This is a genomic window from Streptomyces sannanensis, assembly GCF_039536205.1.
In the GTDB taxonomy this organism is placed as follows: Bacteria; Actinomycetota; Actinomycetes; order Streptomycetales; family Streptomycetaceae; genus Streptomyces; species Streptomyces sannanensis.
In genome coordinates this window covers 2,257,764-2,273,775 of the sequence record NZ_BAAAYL010000001.1, presented here as the reverse complement: position 1 = coordinate 2,273,775, position 16,012 = coordinate 2,257,764, and the positions used below count along the sequence as shown (strand labels likewise).

The following is a 16,012-nucleotide window of genomic DNA, read 5'->3' as shown; positions in this document are numbered from 1 at the left end:
TCCGGAGATGATGAGCGCATGCCACCCGTATCCATAGAGCTCACGCCCAACAACGGCAGGGAAGTGACCCTCGATGACCTGCGGCGCTTCGTCGCCGAAGCTGAGGGGCGCTCCGGTGCGCTGCCGATCGTCGTCGACTGCAACAACAAGAGAATCAAGAGAGCTTGGATAGAACTCCCGCCGGCCAAGTCCTGACCTTCGCGTTGTCAGCGGTGGGGGCTACCTTCCTGGTATGTCGATCACTGCACGTCCTGTCATCGCACGCCCGGTCGGCACCGCGGCCCTGCCCGGTGCCGGTGACCTGGTCAGTGGCTTCGCGCTCGAGAGCCGGGCCGGAACACACCGCGCGCTGCTGCTCCGCGAGGACACGCTTCGGGTCCATGATCTCGAGCGGGTCTTCGCGGGGGAGAGCGAACCGCTGGCAGCGTTTCCGTTCCCCTGGCCCGGCTGGAAACGGGGAGAGCATTCGGTCGCGCCGGACGGCTCGTTCGCTGCGTTCTCCGGGCAGCGCTCCGTACGGGCGGTGGGCGCCGGCGGCGAGACGCTGTGGGAGTACCGGCACGGCTGTTGGGACCCAGGGCATCCGCACACCGGGGACGAGCTGCAGGTCTGCCCGGGGATCGAGTCCGGGTCCTGCCGCGTCTCCAACGACGGCCGCCTGGTGTGGGCACATGTGCCGGGCGACGAGGACGAGGACTACCAGGAGCGGTGGGTGGTGCTGGACGCCCGGGACGGCAAGGAGCTGGCCCGGCTTCCGCTGGACAGCGTGGCCTCCGGCTCCAACCACCTCTCCCACCCGGACGGCGTGCACATGGGGCTCGGTATCGGTATGGGCCAGGACGGCATCCTGCTGCACTGGGGCCGCTGGGACGGCGAGACGCTGACCACCTGGGACGTCAACGAGGACATCGACCGCATCCTGGCCGACGTCCACCCTGGACACGGCGGCTTTCTGACCCTGGAGCACTACGGCTCGGACATCACGCTGCACGCCCTTGACGGCGAGGTCCTCGCCAGGTTCGAGAGCGACACCCTGCCGCCGGTCAGTGGTGACGAGGACGACGATCCGCCGTACTTCGACTACGTCTGCGGTTTCGTGGACGCGGCCACCGTCATCGCCACGACCACCGAGTGCGACGAGGACCCGGACCACGCCCGACACTGGCTGCTGGGCGCCCCGGCTCTCCGCGTTCCGGGCCGGATCGAATACCCCGAGCCCGTCGACAGCTTCGCCCGTCCACTCGGCGACGGCAGCTGGCTCACCCATGACGACGAGCGAGGTCTGCTGCGGCGCTGGACGGCGGCGTCAGGACCCGAGCAATGACATGAGCTCGGCCGGGCGACTGATCCGGTCCGGCGGGACGGGAACGGCCGAAGATTTCTGCCGGGGAGCGATGAGTTTTCCGGTGACCACAGGTCTACCTCTTCGAACAGGCGCCGCACCGGGCGGCCGCAGGAGAAGCAGCCACAGAAGAAGGAGACACCGCTCATGTCCACGATGATCTTCGTCAACCTCCCCGTGAAGGACCTCGACGCCTCGAAGGCCTTCTGGACCAAGCTCGGCTACTCCTTCAACCCGCAGTTCACCGATGAGACCGCGGCCTGCCTGGTGTTCAGTGACACCGTCTTCGCGATGCTCCTCACCGAGGCGAAAATCAAGGAGTTCACCAAGAAGGAGATCGCCGACGCCTCGAAGACCACCGAGGTCATCCTGGCCCTGAGCGCCGAGAGCCGGGAGCAGGTCGACGAGCTGGTCGACGCCGCCCTCGCCTCCGGAGGATCCCCCGCGAACGAGCCGATGGACCACGGCTTCATGTACGGGCGTTCCTTCCAGGACCCGGACCACCACCTCTGGGAGATCATCTGGATGGACCCGTCCGCGGTCGAGGGCGGCGGCCAGGCCTGAGCCGGTGCGCGGTGTCGGGCCTCAGGACTCGAGGCCGGAGGGCCTCAGGACTTGAGGCCCTCCGCGACGACCCCGGTGAGCTGCTCCGACGCGACCCAGAGCCGTTCGCTCGCCACGTCGTCCAGGGTCCACCGGGCCCGCCAGGAGCGGGCGGGCGCCCCTCGCAGCATCAGGACCGAGGGGCCGATGAAGTCGTCCGGCCGCACCCCGGACGCGGTGGCGGCATACAGCGTCGGCAGGGCACCCGACTCGGCCGGCTGGGCGATGATCCGATTGCCGAACTCCATGACGCGCTCGGCGGTTCTGTTGCCCGATATGCGCGGACCCGCGGCCTGGAGGTTGGTGGCGGCATAGCCGGGGTGCGCGGCCGCGGCGATCACCTCGGAGCCGGTGGCGGCCAGCCGCCTGGCCAGCTCGTGGACGAAGAGCAGATTGGCGGTCTTGGAACGGGCGTAGGCGATCCAGCGGCGGTATCGGCGCTCGCTGTTGAGGTCACCCATGTCGACATTGGCGAGCGCGTGCATGGCGCTCGACAGGGCCACCACACGGGCGCCCGGCGTGTCCAGCAGCTTCGGGAGCAGCAGCCCGGTCAGCGCGAAGTGCCCGAGGTGGTTGACACCGAACTGGGTCTCGAAGCCGTCGGTGGTCCTGCCGTACGGCAGTGCCATCACGCCCGCGTTGTTGACGAGCAGGTCGAGCGTTGGCTGCTCGTAGGCCTCGGCGAACTGACGTACGGACACGAGATCGGCGAGATCCAGCGGGGCGAACTCGACCTCGGCACCCGGGATCTCGCGCCGTATTCGGGCCTCGGCCTCCTTGCCGCGGGCCTCGCTGCGGCACGCGAGGATCACCCGCGCACCACGGCGGGCCAGCTCCCGTGCCGCGACCAGCCCGATTCCGCTGTTGGCTCCGGTGACCACGGCGGTACGCCCGCGCTGGTCGGGGATGTCGCTCGCACTCCAGCCCGTCATGCGGCACTCCTCGTGTGGGGGAAGAACGCTGTCCTTACGCCAGAGTAGGCCGGAGCGCTTGCGAGGTCGTGAGCAGTGCCGCCCGCCACCGACGGCGGTCTCAGGCGATGCGGACGGCGTAGCGCGGGTGTGCGTTTTTTGTCTGGCTCCCGGAGCGGCAAAGAGAGCGTCGCGATGGCCGCCGTCGCGTCAGGGCAGCAGTCCGGGACCGGAGTCGCCTGAACTCGCGCTCCGGGCCGGGAAGCTCAGAGCTTGCTCAACGAACGCGGCGGTCGATGGACGGGGCATGGGTCCGCTCCCTAGGGTCGCGATCATGCCTGACATATCAGTGACCATGATCATCGTGCTCTGTCTCGCCGCGGCCGCCGCCGGCTGGATCGATGCCGTGGTGGGCGGTGGCGGGCTGCTGCTTCTGCCCGCGTTGCTGCTCGGGCTGCCTCATGCGCCCGCCGCGCAGGTCCTCGGCACCAACAAGGCGGTGGCCATCGTCGGCACCTCGGGCGCCGCGATCACATACGCACGCAAGGCGCCCGTGAAGGTCGGCACCGCCGTACGGATCGGGGCCGCGGCCCTGGCCGGCTCCATGGCCGGGGCGTTCTTCGCGGCAGGGATCAGCAGCGAGGTGCTGCGCCCGGTGATCATGGTGGTGCTGCTCGGTGTGGCCGCTTTCGTCATGCTGCGGCCCTCGTTCGGCACCACCCCGGCCGGAGCGGAGGTCACCCGGGCCCGTACCGTCACCGCGATCGTGCTGGTCGGCGGCGGAATCGGCTTCTACGACGGCCTGTTCGGGCCCGGCACCGGCACCTTCCTGGTGCTGGCGCTCACCGCCGTGCTCCATCTCGACCTGGTGACGGCCTCGGCCACCGCCAAGATCGTCAATGTCTGCACCAACGCCGGCGCGCTGGCGATGTTCGCCTACCACGGCTCCGTGCTGTGGCAACTGGCCGCGATGATGGCCGTGTTCAATCTGGCGGGCGGCATGCTCGGGGCCCGGATGGCCCTGAAGAAGGGCAGCGAGTTCGTGCGCGGAGTGCTGCTGGTCGTGGTCTTCTCGCTGATCGCGAAGCTCGCCTTCGACCAGTGGAGCGCCTAGTGCTGTGGCCGGGAAGGTCTGCCGGGTGGCTCGTGGCTCCCCCAGCTAGCTTCCCCAGCGGTAGCTGGGGGGAGCGTCGCGAGCCGGTGAACCTTTCCGGTCACCTAGGCCTCGCCCGTCAGATGGGCGAACGCCACCACATTGGCCTGGTAGCCGGTACGCGCGTCGAAGCCGCCCCCGCATGTGATCACGCGCAGTTCCGGTCGGACCGTGGCGCCGTACACCTTGCGGTCGGGGAACGCGTTGTTGTCGAACACCTCGACGGCATCGACCGCGAAGGCCGCCGTACGGCCGTCCTTGCGCGTGATCTCGATACGGGTGCCCTTCTTCAGGGTGCCGAGGTTGTAGAAGACGGCAGGTCCTTCGGCTGTGTCGACGTGCCCGGCGATGATCGAGGCGCCCTTCGCGCCCGGGGCGGGGCCGCCCCGGTACCAGCCGGCGAGGTTGCGGTTCCCGGCGGGCGGCGCTTCGAGGCTGCCGCCGGCGCGGAGGCCGAGCCGGGTCACCGGGGCGTCGACCCGGATGGCCGGGATCCGGATGCGTACCGGATCCGACGGCGGCAGCGGAATTCCGGCGTCCGGCTCGGCCGCCACCGCCGCCCGGGCGAACGCCTCGGTGGTGGCGGGTTGCGGCGGAAGGTCCATGTCGGAGCCGGTCCGGATCAACCAGATGCCGGTGCAGACGGCGATGGCCACCAGTCCGGCCTTGCCTCGCAGGTCCACGAACGATCAGCCCCGGGTGGTGCCGTATGCGCGGCGGCGCACCAGCAGTTGTACGGCACCACCCGCCGCGGCCGCCAGCACCGCCACTCCGGCGGCGCTCCGGACGGGGTCCTGGCCGACGCTGCCGCCGACACCCGCCTCGACGTGTCCCTTCGGGGCGGCGTCGCTCTGTTCCCCGGTCTTGGCCTCCGTGTTCGTGCCGGTGCGCTCGCCGGCCGCGGCGTCCGAGCTCCCGGTGGATCCGGCGTCCGCCCCGCTGTCCGCGCCCCCATCCGAGTCCGCACCCGCACCCGCACCCGCACCTGAACCGGAACCCGAGCCCGAGCCCGAACCTGGGCTCGATCCCGCATCGGCTTTGGTCACGGACGCGGTGTCGGACCCGGTGGATGCTGACTCAGGGGCGTCGGATTCGGTGGCGTCGGATTCGATGTCGGATTCTGTGGAGGCAGGCACGGCGGGTGCCGAGTCGGTGGTGTCGGATTCGGCGGCCGCCGATCCGGTGGATGCCGGCCCAAGGGCGTCGGATTCGGTGGTGTCGGATCCGGTGGACGCAAGTTTGGTGGGTGCTGAGTCGGTGGTGTCGGATCCGGTGGACGCTGACCCGGTGGATGCCGACCCAAGGGCCTCGGATTCGGTGGAGTCGGATTCGGTGGTGTCGGATCCGGTGGAGGCGGGTTCGGTGGGTGCTTTGTCGGTGGTGTCGGATCCGGTGGACGCAAGTTTGGTGGGTGCTTTGTCGGTGGTGTCGGATCCGGTGGACGCAAGTTTGGTGGGTGCTTTGTCGGTGGTGTCGGATCCGGTGGACGCAAGTTTGGTGGGTGCTTTGTCGGTGGTGTCGGATCCGGTGGAGGCGGGTTCGGTGGGTGCTTTGTCGGTGGTGTCGGATCCGGTGGACGCAAGTTTGGTGGGTGCTTTGTCGGTGGTGTCGGATCCGGTGGACGCAGGTTTGGTGGGTGCTTTGTCGGTGGTGTCGGATCCGGTGGACGCAGGTTTGGTGGGCGCAGAGCCGGTGGACACGGATCCAGTGGACGCCGGCCCGGTACGGGCCCCGGAGCCTTCCACGGGCCCCGGGCTGGTGCCGGTCGGCGCCGGCTGCGGCTCCGGGAGACTCCCGGCGGCGCTCTTCCTCTCGTTGGCCTGCACACTGATCGCGTACGTCCCGGACCGGGCGTCCTCCGGCACCCGGAACTGCCCGGTGGCCGTGTCGAGCTCGCCCGCTCCGGCCGACGAGGCGTTGTCCTTCCTCGTCCCCTCGGAGCCGCGGGCCTCGGTGTGCGTCGTGACGGTGGCGCTCGGCGCGGCGGTCGCGGGGGACGGCTCGAGCGCCTCGGGCTCGTCGTCGGCGTGCGTGGTGCCCGCGCCCAGACCGAGCGCCGTCACTATCAGTGCGGCACAGGTGAATGGGCGGGTGGCGCGCGGGATGCTGCGCATGGTGGTCCTCCGTGGCACGAGTCGGCGCGAGATCCCTGTCCCCTCCGAGGTAAGTGGCGGCGCGAGATCCCTGTCCCCTCCGAGGTAAGTGGCGGCGCGCGCCTCCCGCATGTCGTGCGCACCGAACGAGTGACGGTCAGTCCGCGTTCTTCGCGAGCAGTGCGCACAGCGGCTTGTGCAGTGCCCCGGGGGCGGCCATGAAACCTGAGGCGCCGACCCGCCAGGGTGCGCCCGCCGGATCGGTGACCTCGACGCCCACCTCGGCCGCGATCAGGGCGCCGGCCGGCAGGTTCGGTACGGGCCTTCGCGACGCGGTCCCGGCCGCCGATGTCTTCCTGGTCGGCCATGAAGCGTCCCGGCAGCCTCAGATGACGTCCCAGGGGACGGCCGCGTACGCCTCGGCCACCGTCTTCATCAGTCGCTCGTCGACCGCGAACTCCACCTCGTCGATGAGCCGCACCGGCGCGATGCCCTGCGAGTTGCAGACGAACGCGGCCCGGTAGGCGCCGAGATCCGCGAGTGTCACCGGCCGCTGCGCCGAGGGCAGCCCGTGGTCGCCGAGCCGCGGCTCGAGCAGCGCCATGGTGATCCCGGTCAGCGCAGGCGCATCCGGCCAGACGACCGAAGTCCCTTCGTAGAAAGCGATATTGGCGACAGCGCCCTCACTGATCACCCCGCCGGGCCCGGTCAGCAGCGCGTCGCTGAATCCGGCCTGTGCCGCGAGCCGCCCGTAGTGCGTCTGGGCGAAGCTGCCCAGATGTTTGATGTGCGGGAACGGACGCTGGTACGGCACGGACATCAGGCTCTGCGGCTCCGCCGGCATATCGACGGGCGGCCGTACGGTGACCATCAACGTCGGCTTCAGGTCTGCGCCGAAGTACACGTACACGCGCGCCGCGGAGTCCCGGCGCCCGGCCCTGTCCAGCGCGCCGCGCAGCAGTGTGCGCACCCGCTCACCGTCCAGCTCCGCCCCGGACAGCTCGCGGGTGGCGGCGTCCAGCCGGTCGAGGTGGAGGTCCAGGCCACGCGTCCGGCCATCCCTGACCTGCAGGGCGGTGAAGTGGGCGTATGTGCCGAGCAGCGCGGGGACCAGCAGATTCTCGGCGTCGGCGGGGCGGCCGTCGATCTCGACATGGGTACCGGGCGGAATCGTCATGCGGCCACGGTACGACGGGGTCCTGTCCTGGTTAGGGTACGGACGTGCTCACTGTACTGACCACGACCGACAGCGCGGAGAAGGCGGCGGCGCTCGCACGCGGCGCCGTGGAGGCCCGGCTCGCCGCCTGCGCGCAGATCTCCTCGCCCGTCACCTCCGTCTACCGCTGGCAGGGCGGGATCGAGACCGCCCAGGAATGGCAGGTGCTGTTCAAGACGACGAACGAGCGGTACGAGCGACTGGAGGCCCATCTGCGCGCCGTCCACGACTACGACACCCCGGAGATCATCGCCGTGCAGGTGGTGCGCGGCAGCGGTCCCTATCTCGCCTGGGTCGCGGAGGAGACCACGGGATGACGGAGTGTCTGCCGTTCTTCGTGTACGGCACGCTCCGGCCCGGCGAGCGCAATCACGACCTGCTCCTGCGGGGCCGGGTGACCGGCGAGGAGCCGGCCACTCTGGCGGGCGCGGTGCTGTACGAGGGGCCGGGGTTTCCGTACGCGCTGAGCGCACCGCCCGGCTCGGTGATCACCGGCGATCTCGTCACTCCCCGGCCCGGGACGTACGACGAGACCCTGACGCTCCTGGACCGGCTCGAGGGGTATTACGGGCCCGGCGATCCACGCAATCTGTACGACCGGATCGCACGCGACGTCTGCCGCCCGGACGGCTCCACGGCCCGCGCCTGGGTCTACCTGACCGCGGAGAAGGCCGCCCGGGAGCTGCGCGCCCATGGCAGGGTCATCCCAGGCGGTGAATGGCCGGGCGGCCGCTGATCGCCCGCCGGGGCACCGAGCACGGCTCGGGCCTGGGCACGCAACGCTGGGTCGTGGAGCGAGCATTCGCTCACCTGCACTGGTTCCGCCGCCTGCGGATCCGCTGGGAGATCCGCGACGACATCCACGAAGCCTTCCTCGCCCTCGGATGCGCACTGATCTGCTGGCGACGCCTGAACTCCCGATAGAAGTTCAAGACAGGCACGGCCAACGTTGATGGCCCGGTGGCCGACCTCAGGCTGGCTTGCGCCACACGGAGACGTGCTTCGCGGAGTCCTGGGTGAACGGAGCCCCGTCCCAGTCTGCAACGCGACGTTCCAGCTCGAGCCCAGCGATCCGCGCCATCAGGTCGAGCTCCGCCGGCCAAGCGTACCGGTGTCGGGAGTTTTCGCGGCGGTAGTGGCCGTCGTCGCCGTCGCGGGTGAAGTGGTGCGAGACGAGCATCTGCTCGACCAGGTCGAAGGTGTCAAAGCCGAGATGCTGCTGGGAGACGTCGAACGGCACCGCGACCTGGCCGGGCGGCAGGAGCCGCAGCGGCGGCACACCCAGCTCGATGACGAACCGGCCGCCGGGCTCCAGATGCCGTGCGGCGTTGCGGAAGCACTCGACCTGCTCGTCCTGCGTGAGCAGGTTCGTGATGGTGTTGTAGACGAGGTAGACCAGGGCGAACCCGCCGGGAACGACGGTGGTGGCCATGTCCCCGATGACTACCGGGAGGGTGCCCTCGTCGATCTTGCGCCGCAGCACCGCTGCCATGTGCTCGGACAGTTCGATGCCCACCACCGGCACGCCGCGTTCCCGGAGCGGGACTCCCACCCGTCCTGTTCCGATGGCGAACTCCAGCGCCCGGCCGTCTCCGGCGAGCTCGGCGAGGAAGGCGAGGGTCGGTCCGAGAACGGCAGCCGAGGACGCTTCGGCTTCCTCGGCGTCGTAGCGGTCGGCGGTCGCGCGGGTCCACAGTTCACTGCTCGTCACGGGTGGCCACTGTGCCGGGTGCCGAGGGGCGCTGTCGACGCATTTAAGTTCTCCGCGGCTCAGGGTGCACCGCCCACAACTCGTCGTCGCCTTGCCAGGGCTTCGGCCGAACCGCCCGCACCCCGGATCATCAGTCCCGGAGTGATCCAACCACCTTGGAGATCATTTCGTTAGGAGTTCTTAGTGACGAGACGGACCTTCTGGTCCGAAATGCCCGGAATGCTGAGACCTGACTACGGTCTCGGCAACGGTGTCAGCGCCCCTGTCAGCGGCCGGCCGCCAACGCCTCGGTGACGCTCGTCTCCTGACGCCCCAGGAAACGCGGATCCGGCTCGAACGCCGCGTCCAGTGCCGCCTTGCCTGCCGCGAACAGCTCGCGCGTATGGCCGTAGTACCAGGTCGCATCATGTTTGGCGGCGACCCCCACGCCGTACGACTCGATCCCCGCCGCCTGGCAGAGCGCGACGGCACGGCGTATGTGGAAGCCCTGGGTGATCAGCAGCGCCCGCTCCACGCCGAAGATCTTCTTCGCCCGTACACAGGAGTCCCAGGTGTCGAACCCGGCGTAGTCGCTGACGATCCGCCGGTCCGGCACCCCCCGCTCGGCCAGATAGGCTCGCATGGCGTCCGGTTCGTCGTACTCCTCGCGGCTGTTGTCCCCGGTTACCAGAACCACCCGGACCTTGCCGGTGCGGTAGAGCTCGGCCGCCGCGTCGAGGCGGTGGGCGAGATACGGCGACGGCCTGCCCTGCCACAGCCCGGCGCCGAAGACGACGGCGACATCGGTCGAGGGCGCGTCGGCCGTCGTACGCAGCCGACCGTCCGCCACGGCGTGCATCCACGTCGCCGGGGCCAGCGCCAGCACACAGCCGAGCATCAGCGCCTGCACCGCCCGCCGCTGCCCGCGCCGGGTGCGCGGCAGCCTCGGCAGTCGTGGTCTGCGCATGAGATACCTCCTGGTCGTCCATGTCCCCCACCTCAACCGACGCCCGAAAACCCTGAAAGGTTCGCCCGGTTCCCCCCTCCACGCCGCTGCCGGCAACGACCGGGTCGCCGTTCCGGTTCCGATGTGGATCACTGTAGAAGGAACGTCCGACAACGCCTCCCACCCGCCGCCCTCACCGCGGTGAGCCTGTGGAAAACACCCGTCACCCTCGCGCAACGACACGGCAACCTGCGCGGGCCAGGATCGGTCCATGACGGAGTCGGCACAGCACCGCAAGTCACCGCACCGGGACTCGTTTCCCCTCGACAGCACGGCGCAACTGCTCACCCGCATCACCCACCAGCTCCGCAGCCAGCTCAGCCATGTCCATCTGAACGGAACCCGCAGGCCCATGACCCCGACCGCGGTCCCGTCCGGGGTCCCGTCCGCGGCACCCGCCCTGGTCGCCGTCGCGCACGGCAGCCGCGACCTGTGGGATCTCGGAGTCGATGGACCGCCGGTCGGTTTGTGCGCGAGCGGTCACCCGTTCGTGGAGTTCTTCGGGAAGCCTCGGCGAGAAACGGATCCTGTTGCCATGGTGGGGCCATGACGACGCCGCAGACGGCCGAGGATGCCGGGTGCGCCCGGTACACCTTCCGGCTTCGCGTGTCGTCCACGGACCACCGCGCCCTCATGGCGGAGTGGGACCGCTGCCGGTGGATCTGGAACGAGTGTGTTGCCAAGTCCAAGGCCGTGCACCTTCACCACAAGACGACCAGGGAGAAGACCACGTGCGGTCCGGCCCAGCTCGACAAGATGCCGGCCGGCGCTGAGGGCGTAAGACTCGGTGGGACGCCGTCCCGTCAAGTGGCCTGAGCCGGAAATCCCCACATCAGCCCTGGAGGGTGAGAAATTCCCTCCCCTTCAGGGAGGGGAGGATTCAATGCCAGCGTCTACTGTCGGTGCATGGACGGCTTCGATGGCTTTGGCCACCACCCGGGGTACGACTCGTCCGACATGGAGCGCTGGGCGGCCGAGCCCGACAAACGGCCGGGCCGTACCGCCTTCCAGCGCGACCGTGCCCGGGTGCTGCACTCCGCCGCGCTGCGCAGGCTGGCCGGAAAGACCCAGGTGGTCACCCCCGGCTCGCGCAGCTATGCCTGGGACGCCAGCCCCCGTACCCGGCTCACCCACTCCCTGGAATGCGCGCAGGTCGGCAGGGAGCTGGGGGCTGCCCTGGGCTGTGATCCCGATCTGGTCGAGGCGGCCTGCCTCTCCCATGACATGGGCCATCCGCCGTTCGGGCACAACGGCGAGCAGGCGCTCAACGACTTCGCCAAGGACTGCGGCGGATTCGAGGGCAACGCCCAGTCCCTGCGGCTGCTCACCCGGCTCGAACCCAAGCGGTTCGTGCGCGGTCCCGACGGGGAGCCGGTCAGCGTCGGCCTCAATCTCACCCGGGCGGCGCTCGACGCCGCCACCAAGTACCCGTGGCCGCGCGGCGGCCATCCCACCGATCCCGGCTCGCCGAAGTTCGGGGCGTACGAGGACGACCTGCCCGTCTTCGGCTGGCTCCGCTCCGGCGCCCCCGGGCAGCGCAGATGCTTCGAGGCCCAGGTCATGGACTGGTCGGACGACGTGGCGTACAGCGTGCACGACTTCGAGGACGGCCTGCACGCCGGCCACATCGATCCCAACGTGCTCTTCGCCGAGTCCGAGCGCAGCGAGATCTGGGCCGTGGCCATCGGCCGTTACGTCCCGGACGACACCGACCCCGAGGAGCTGGCCGCCGCCCTCGACCGGCTCGTCGACCAGGAATGGTGGCCGCACGGTTACGACGGCTCGGCGGTCGCCCAGGCCCGGCTGAAGGATGCCACCAGCCAGCTCATCGGCCGGTTCTGCCTGGACGCCGAGGCCGCCACCCGCGAGGCGTACGGTGGGGGCCGGCTCACCCGGTACGGAGCCGAACTGGTCGTCCCGCGCACCACCAGGAACGAGTGCGCGGTCCTCAAGGCCGTCGCCGACCGCTATGTGATGCAGCGGGACGAGCAGGAGCGGCTCCGTGCCGACCAGCGGATCGTCCTCGCCGAGCTGGCCGAGGCGCTCACCGCCCGTGCCCCCGAAGGCCTCGACCCGCAGTTCCGCGCGCTCTTCGACGCTGCGCCGGACGACCGGGCCCGCAAACGGGTGATCGTCGACCAGATCGCCTCGTTCACGGACGCCTCGGCCCGTACCCTGCACAACCGGCTCTCCCGGCGGTCCTGACCGGCCCGCCGCTGAACGGAGCAGCACCCCTTCCGCCATCACGCTCCGTGCGGGACGCTCGATGGCGGCAGCGTAAAGAGGAGGCATCAAGTGGTCGACGCACACCGGACGTTTGTCATCGTCGGAGGAGGACTGGCCGGCGCGAAGGCCGCCGAAACGCTCCGGGCCGAGGGATTCACCGGCCGGGTCATCCTCGTCGGCGACGAGCGCGACCACCCGTACGAGCGCCCACCCCTGTCCAAGGGCTATCTGACCGGCAAGGAGACCCGGGAGAGCGTCTTCGTCCACGAGCCCGCCTGGTATGCCCAGGCCGACATCGAGCTGCACCTCGGCCAGCCCGTCGTCGCCGTCGACCGCGACGCCAAGGCGGTCCGGCTCGGCGACGGCGCCCTTGTGCAGTACGACAAGCTGTTGCTGGCCACCGGTGCCGAGCCGCGCAGGCTCGACATCCCCGGCACCGGCCTCGCGGGCGTCCACCATCTGCGCCGCCTCGCCCACGCCGAGCGGCTGCGTGGTGTCCTGGTCGCTCTGGGCCGGGACAACGGCCACCTCGTGATCGCCGGGGGAGGCTGGATCGGTCTGGAGGTCGCGGCCGCCGCCCGCGGATACGGCGCCGAGGTCACCGTCGTCGAGCCGAATCCGACCCCGCTGCACCGGGCCATCGGCCCCGAGCTCGGGCAGCTCTTCGCCGACGTCCACCGCGGACACGGAGTCCGCTTCCGCTTCGGCGCCAGGCTCACCGAGATCACCGGCCAGGACGGCATGGTGCTGGCCGCCCGCACCGACGACGGCGAGGAACACCCCGCGCACGTCGTCCTCGCCGCGATCGGCGCCGCCCCGCGCACCGCGCTCGCCGAGGCCGCCGGACTGGAGATGGCCGACCGGGCGCACGGCGGCGGCATCGCCGTCGACGCGTCGCTGCGCACCTCCGACCCCGACATCTACGCGGCGGGCGACGTCGCCGCGGCACATCACCCGCTGCTCGGCCTGCGGCTGCGCGTCGAGCACTGGGCCAACGCCCTCAACGGCGGCCCGGCCGCCGCCCGCTCCATGCTCGGCCAGGAGGTCAGCTACGACCGCATCCCTTACTTCTTCACCGACCAGTACGACCTGGGCATGGAGTACTCGGGCTGGGCGCCCCCCGGCTCGTACGACCAAGTGCTGCTGCGCGGGGACGTCGGCAAGCGCAAGTTCATCGCCTTCTGGCTGAAGGACCGCCGGGTCCTGGCCGGGATGAACGTCAACGTGTGGGACGTCACCGAGCACATCCAGGCACTGATCAGGTCCGGCGCCTCGGTCGACACCGACGCCCTCGCCGACCCGGCGACGCCCCTCGGGGCCGTCCTGCCGCACCCGTAGGCCGCGTCCCCCGGTGCGTCCGGCAGGGGTCCGGCCCGGGCCGGACCCCCGGTAAACTTTGCGCGTGGCTGGAAGGATCAACGACGACGACGTGAAGGCGGTCCGGGACGCTCTCCCGATCGACGCCGTCGTCTCCGAGTACCTCCAGCTGCGCAATGCCGGCGGCGGCAATCTGAAGGGCCTGTGCCCCTTCCACGACGAGAAGACCCCCTCCTTCCAGGTCAGCCCCAGCAAGGGCTTCTTCCACTGCTTCGGCTGCCAGGAGGGCGGCGACGTCATCACCTTCGTACGCAAGATCGACCACCTCTCCTTCTCGGAGGCGGTCGAGCGGCTCGCCGCACAGGCGGGCATCACCCTGCGGTACGAGGAAGGCGGGTACAACCCCACCCACCAGCGGGGCGAGCGGATCCGCCTGGTCGAGGCGCACAAGATCGCCGCGCAGTTCTACGTCGAGCAGCTGGACAGCCCCGAGGCCGAGATCGCCCGGAAGTTCCTTGCCGAGCGAGGCTTCGACCAGGCCGCCGCCCAGCACTTCGGGGTCGGCTACAGCCCGGCCGGCTGGGACCACCTCACCCGCTATCTGCGCGGCAAGGGATTCAGCGACAAGGAGCTGACCCTCTCCGGCCTCTCCCAGGAGGGCCGCCGCGGCCCCATCGACCGCTTCCGGGGCCGGCTGATGTGGCCCATCCGTGACATCTCCGGCGAGGTCGTCGGCTTCGGCGCACGCAAGCTGCGCGACGACGACAACGGGCCGAAGTACCTCAACACCCCCGAGACCGCGATCTATAAGAAGTCGCATGTCCTCTACGGCATCGATCTCGCCAAGAAGGACATCGCCAAGAGCAGCCGGGCCGTGGTCGTCGAGGGCTACACCGATGTCATGGCCTGCCATCTGGCCGGGGTCACCACTGCCATCGCCACCTGCGGTACGGCCTTCGGCGGCGACCACATCAAGATCCTGCGGCGGCTGCTGATGGACAACGCCACCGCCGAGGTGATCTTCACCTTCGACGGGGACGCGGCCGGCCAGAAGGCCGCGCTGCGCGCCTTCGAGGACGACCAGAAGTTCGCCGCCGAGACCTCCATCGCGATCACGCCCGGCGGGATGGACCCCTGCGAGCTGCGCCTCGCCGAAGGCGACGAGGCCGTGCAGCAGCTCGTCCGGTCCCGCACCCCGCTCTTCGAGTTCGCGATCCGTCAGATCGTGAAGCGCCACAACCTCGACACCCCGGCCGGCCGGGCGGCGGCCCTCGACGAGGCCGCGCCGATCGTCGCCAACATCAAGAACATCGCCATCCAGCACGAGTCGGCCGTCCAGCTGGCCGGCATCCTCGGCATCCTCGACGAGCAGTTCGTCGTCAAGCGGGTCGCCCAGCTGGCCCGCTGGGCCCGCGAACGCGGCAGCCGCGGGCCCGCTCCCGCCCGCGCGCGCGCCCGTACGTACGAGACCGTCGCCGCCCCCGCCGCCCCGGCCGGCCCCGCGCTGAACCTGCGCAGCCCCGCCCACCGCACCGAGCGTGAGCTCCTCAAGCTCGCCCTCCAGCATCCTGCACTGGTCTCCCCGGCCTTCGACGCCTACGGCGTGGACGAGTTCACCGCCCCGCCCTACGCCGCCGTGCGCAGCGCCATCGAGGAGGCCGGCGGCGCCGCCCAGGGCACCTCCGACTACGTCGCCCGGGTCCGCGACGCGGCCCCCGACGACACGGTCCGGGCCATGGTCACCGAGCTGGCCGTGGAGGCGATCCACTCCAAGACGGTCGACGAGACCTACGCGGGCGTCCAGCTCGTCCAGGTCCGCCTGCGCGCCGTCGACCGCCGCATCCGCGACATCCAGGGCACCCTCACTCGCCTCGGCCCGCACGCCGCCCCGGAACAGCTGGCGGCCGTGCAGAACGAGCTCTGGGTCCTCCAGCAGTACGCCCAGTCGCTCCGCAACCGCGGCGCCGACGCGCTCTGATCAGCCACGCTCGGAGGTGTCGTCCTCCGGCGTGATCCCCAGATGGTCCATGATCGCGACCTGCCCGGCGACGAGGACCCCCAGCAGCTTGCCGTGCTCCAGCAGCGTCTTGGTGTGCGCTTCCAGGGTCTTGCCCTGCTCGAGCTGCGTCTGTCGCAGCGCCTGAAGCAGCTGACATCGTCGCGCCGCTGCTCCTGCAGCGCCGCGACGTCACGGTCCGGGTTCACCGCGAGATGCCGCGTCGCGGCTTGCTGCTCAGCCAGGTCGTCCATGCGTGCCGCAAGGGCTTCCAGGCGCCGGCGCAGCTCGTCCATCTCGCTCAAGTTCACGGACCATCTCTGTGCCCGGGCGTCCAGTGTGTCGTGCTGTCGATATGACGGTCGAACCACATCGACAACCGCGCCGGTAACCGCACGGTCACGGCCCGGCATCAAAAAGTCATCGCACGCCCCTCGTGACAGCGATGTGTCGTACCCC

At 70.2% G+C, this 16,012-nt stretch carries 17 protein-coding genes and 2 pseudogenes; 11 read left to right on the top strand and 8 right to left on the bottom strand.

Going from position 1 to position 16,012, the window contains the following annotated elements; genetic code table 11:
• The first annotated feature begins 18 nt into the window (after positions 1–18).
• The 3 genes from ABD858_RS10745 to ABD858_RS10735 all read left to right on the top strand — a co-directional run bounded on the left by ABD858_RS10745 (position 19) and on the right by ABD858_RS10735 (position 1,906).
• Positions 19–195, top strand: coding sequence for a hypothetical protein (locus tag ABD858_RS10745; protein ID WP_345036082.1), 177 nt, complete (start codon positions 19–21; stop codon positions 193–195).
• 37 nt (positions 196–232) lie between these two features.
• A complete protein-coding gene (locus tag ABD858_RS10740) occupies positions 233–1,324 on the top strand; it encodes a hypothetical protein (RefSeq protein WP_345036081.1) in 1,092 nt (363 codons plus the stop codon).
• 165 nt (positions 1,325–1,489) lie between these two features.
• Positions 1,490–1,906, top strand: coding sequence for a VOC family protein (locus ABD858_RS10735; protein WP_345036080.1), 417 nt, complete (start codon positions 1,490–1,492; stop codon positions 1,904–1,906).
• 44 nt (positions 1,907–1,950) lie between these two features.
• Here ABD858_RS10735 and ABD858_RS10730 read toward each other — a convergent pair whose 3' ends face one another.
• Positions 1,951–2,877 (bottom strand): oxidoreductase, encoded by a 927-nt coding sequence (locus tag ABD858_RS10730; protein ID WP_345036079.1) that lies wholly within the window; start codon positions 2,875–2,877, stop codon positions 1,951–1,953.
• A gap of 313 nt (positions 2,878–3,190) precedes the next feature.
• Between ABD858_RS10730 and ABD858_RS10725 the strand changes: the two genes are divergently transcribed.
• Positions 3,191–3,970, top strand: a complete 780-nt coding sequence (locus ABD858_RS10725) for a sulfite exporter TauE/SafE family protein (RefSeq protein WP_345036078.1) — start codon at positions 3,191–3,193, stop codon at positions 3,968–3,970.
• Positions 3,971–4,074: 104 nt separating this feature from the next.
• On the opposite strand, the gene ABD858_RS10720 is transcribed toward ABD858_RS10725, so the two are convergent.
• The 4 genes from ABD858_RS10720 to ABD858_RS10705 form a co-directional block, all read right to left on the bottom strand.
• Positions 4,075–4,686: a class F sortase gene (locus ABD858_RS10720; RefSeq protein ID WP_425586315.1), complete on the bottom strand. Its 612-nt coding sequence runs from the start codon at positions 4,684–4,686 to the stop codon at positions 4,075–4,077.
• A gap of 12 nt (positions 4,687–4,698) precedes the next feature.
• Positions 4,699–6,123, bottom strand: coding sequence for a hypothetical protein (locus tag ABD858_RS10715; protein WP_345036076.1), 1,425 nt, complete (start codon positions 6,121–6,123; stop codon positions 4,699–4,701).
• A 136-nt stretch (positions 6,124–6,259) separates the two neighbouring features.
• Entirely contained in the window at positions 6,260–6,382 is a 123-nt protein-coding gene (locus tag ABD858_RS10710) for a hypothetical protein (RefSeq protein ID WP_345036075.1), read from the bottom strand.
• A gap of 105 nt (positions 6,383–6,487) precedes the next feature.
• Positions 6,488–7,279 (bottom strand): aminotransferase class IV family protein, encoded by a 792-nt coding sequence (locus tag ABD858_RS10705; RefSeq protein WP_345036074.1) that lies wholly within the window; start codon positions 7,277–7,279, stop codon positions 6,488–6,490.
• A 44-nt stretch (positions 7,280–7,323) separates the two neighbouring features.
• Between ABD858_RS10705 and cutA the strand changes: the two genes are divergently transcribed.
• From cutA to ABD858_RS10690, 3 genes and pseudogenes are all read left to right on the top strand, one after another.
• Positions 7,324–7,635, top strand: a complete 312-nt coding sequence (cutA, locus tag ABD858_RS10700; RefSeq protein WP_345036073.1) for a divalent-cation tolerance protein CutA — start codon at positions 7,324–7,326, stop codon at positions 7,633–7,635.
• Positions 7,632–8,054 (top strand): gamma-glutamylcyclotransferase family protein, encoded by a 423-nt coding sequence (locus tag ABD858_RS10695; protein WP_345036072.1) that lies wholly within the window; start codon positions 7,632–7,634, stop codon positions 8,052–8,054. The genes cutA and ABD858_RS10695 overlap by 4 nt, the downstream gene beginning before the upstream one ends.
• A pseudogene (locus tag ABD858_RS10690) lies at positions 8,045–8,242 on the top strand (transposase); the annotation flags it as partial. The gene ABD858_RS10695 and the pseudogene ABD858_RS10690, both read left to right, overlap by 10 nt.
• Positions 8,243–8,288: 46 nt before the next feature.
• Here the strand turns inward: ABD858_RS10690 and ABD858_RS10685 are convergent.
• The 3 genes from ABD858_RS10685 to ABD858_RS36785 form a co-directional block, all read right to left on the bottom strand.
• Complete coding sequence (locus tag ABD858_RS10685; RefSeq protein ID WP_345036071.1) at positions 8,289–9,029, bottom strand: class I SAM-dependent DNA methyltransferase; 741 nt, start codon at positions 9,027–9,029, stop codon at positions 8,289–8,291.
• A 265-nt stretch (positions 9,030–9,294) separates the two neighbouring features.
• Positions 9,295–9,975, bottom strand: a complete 681-nt coding sequence (locus ABD858_RS10680; RefSeq protein WP_345036070.1) for a SanA/YdcF family protein — start codon at positions 9,973–9,975, stop codon at positions 9,295–9,297.
• A 277-nt stretch (positions 9,976–10,252) separates the two neighbouring features.
• A complete protein-coding gene (locus ABD858_RS36785) occupies positions 10,253–10,498 on the bottom strand; it encodes a hypothetical protein (RefSeq protein WP_425586185.1) in 246 nt (81 codons plus the stop codon).
• 62 nt (positions 10,499–10,560) lie between these two features.
• On the opposite strand from ABD858_RS36785, the pseudogene ABD858_RS10670 reads away from it, so the two are divergent.
• The 4 genes and pseudogenes from ABD858_RS10670 to dnaG all read left to right on the top strand — a co-directional run.
• Positions 10,561–10,785 (top strand): annotated as a pseudogene (locus ABD858_RS10670) (RNA-guided endonuclease TnpB family protein); the annotation flags it as partial.
• A 135-nt stretch (positions 10,786–10,920) separates the two neighbouring features.
• The gene (locus ABD858_RS10665; RefSeq protein ID WP_345036069.1) at positions 10,921–12,219 is read left to right on the top strand and encodes a deoxyguanosinetriphosphate triphosphohydrolase; all 1,299 of its coding nucleotides are present in this window, start codon (positions 10,921–10,923) and stop codon (positions 12,217–12,219) included.
• Positions 12,220–12,309: 90 nt separating this feature from the next.
• A complete protein-coding gene (locus tag ABD858_RS10660; RefSeq protein WP_345036068.1) occupies positions 12,310–13,578 on the top strand; it encodes an NAD(P)/FAD-dependent oxidoreductase in 1,269 nt (422 codons plus the stop codon).
• A gap of 64 nt (positions 13,579–13,642) precedes the next feature.
• Positions 13,643–15,535 carry a DNA primase gene (gene dnaG / locus ABD858_RS10655; RefSeq protein ID WP_345036066.1) on the top strand — a complete coding sequence of 631 codons (1,893 nt, stop codon included), beginning with the start codon at positions 13,643–13,645 and terminating at the stop codon, positions 15,533–15,535.
• Positions 15,536–16,012 lie beyond the last annotated feature (477 nt).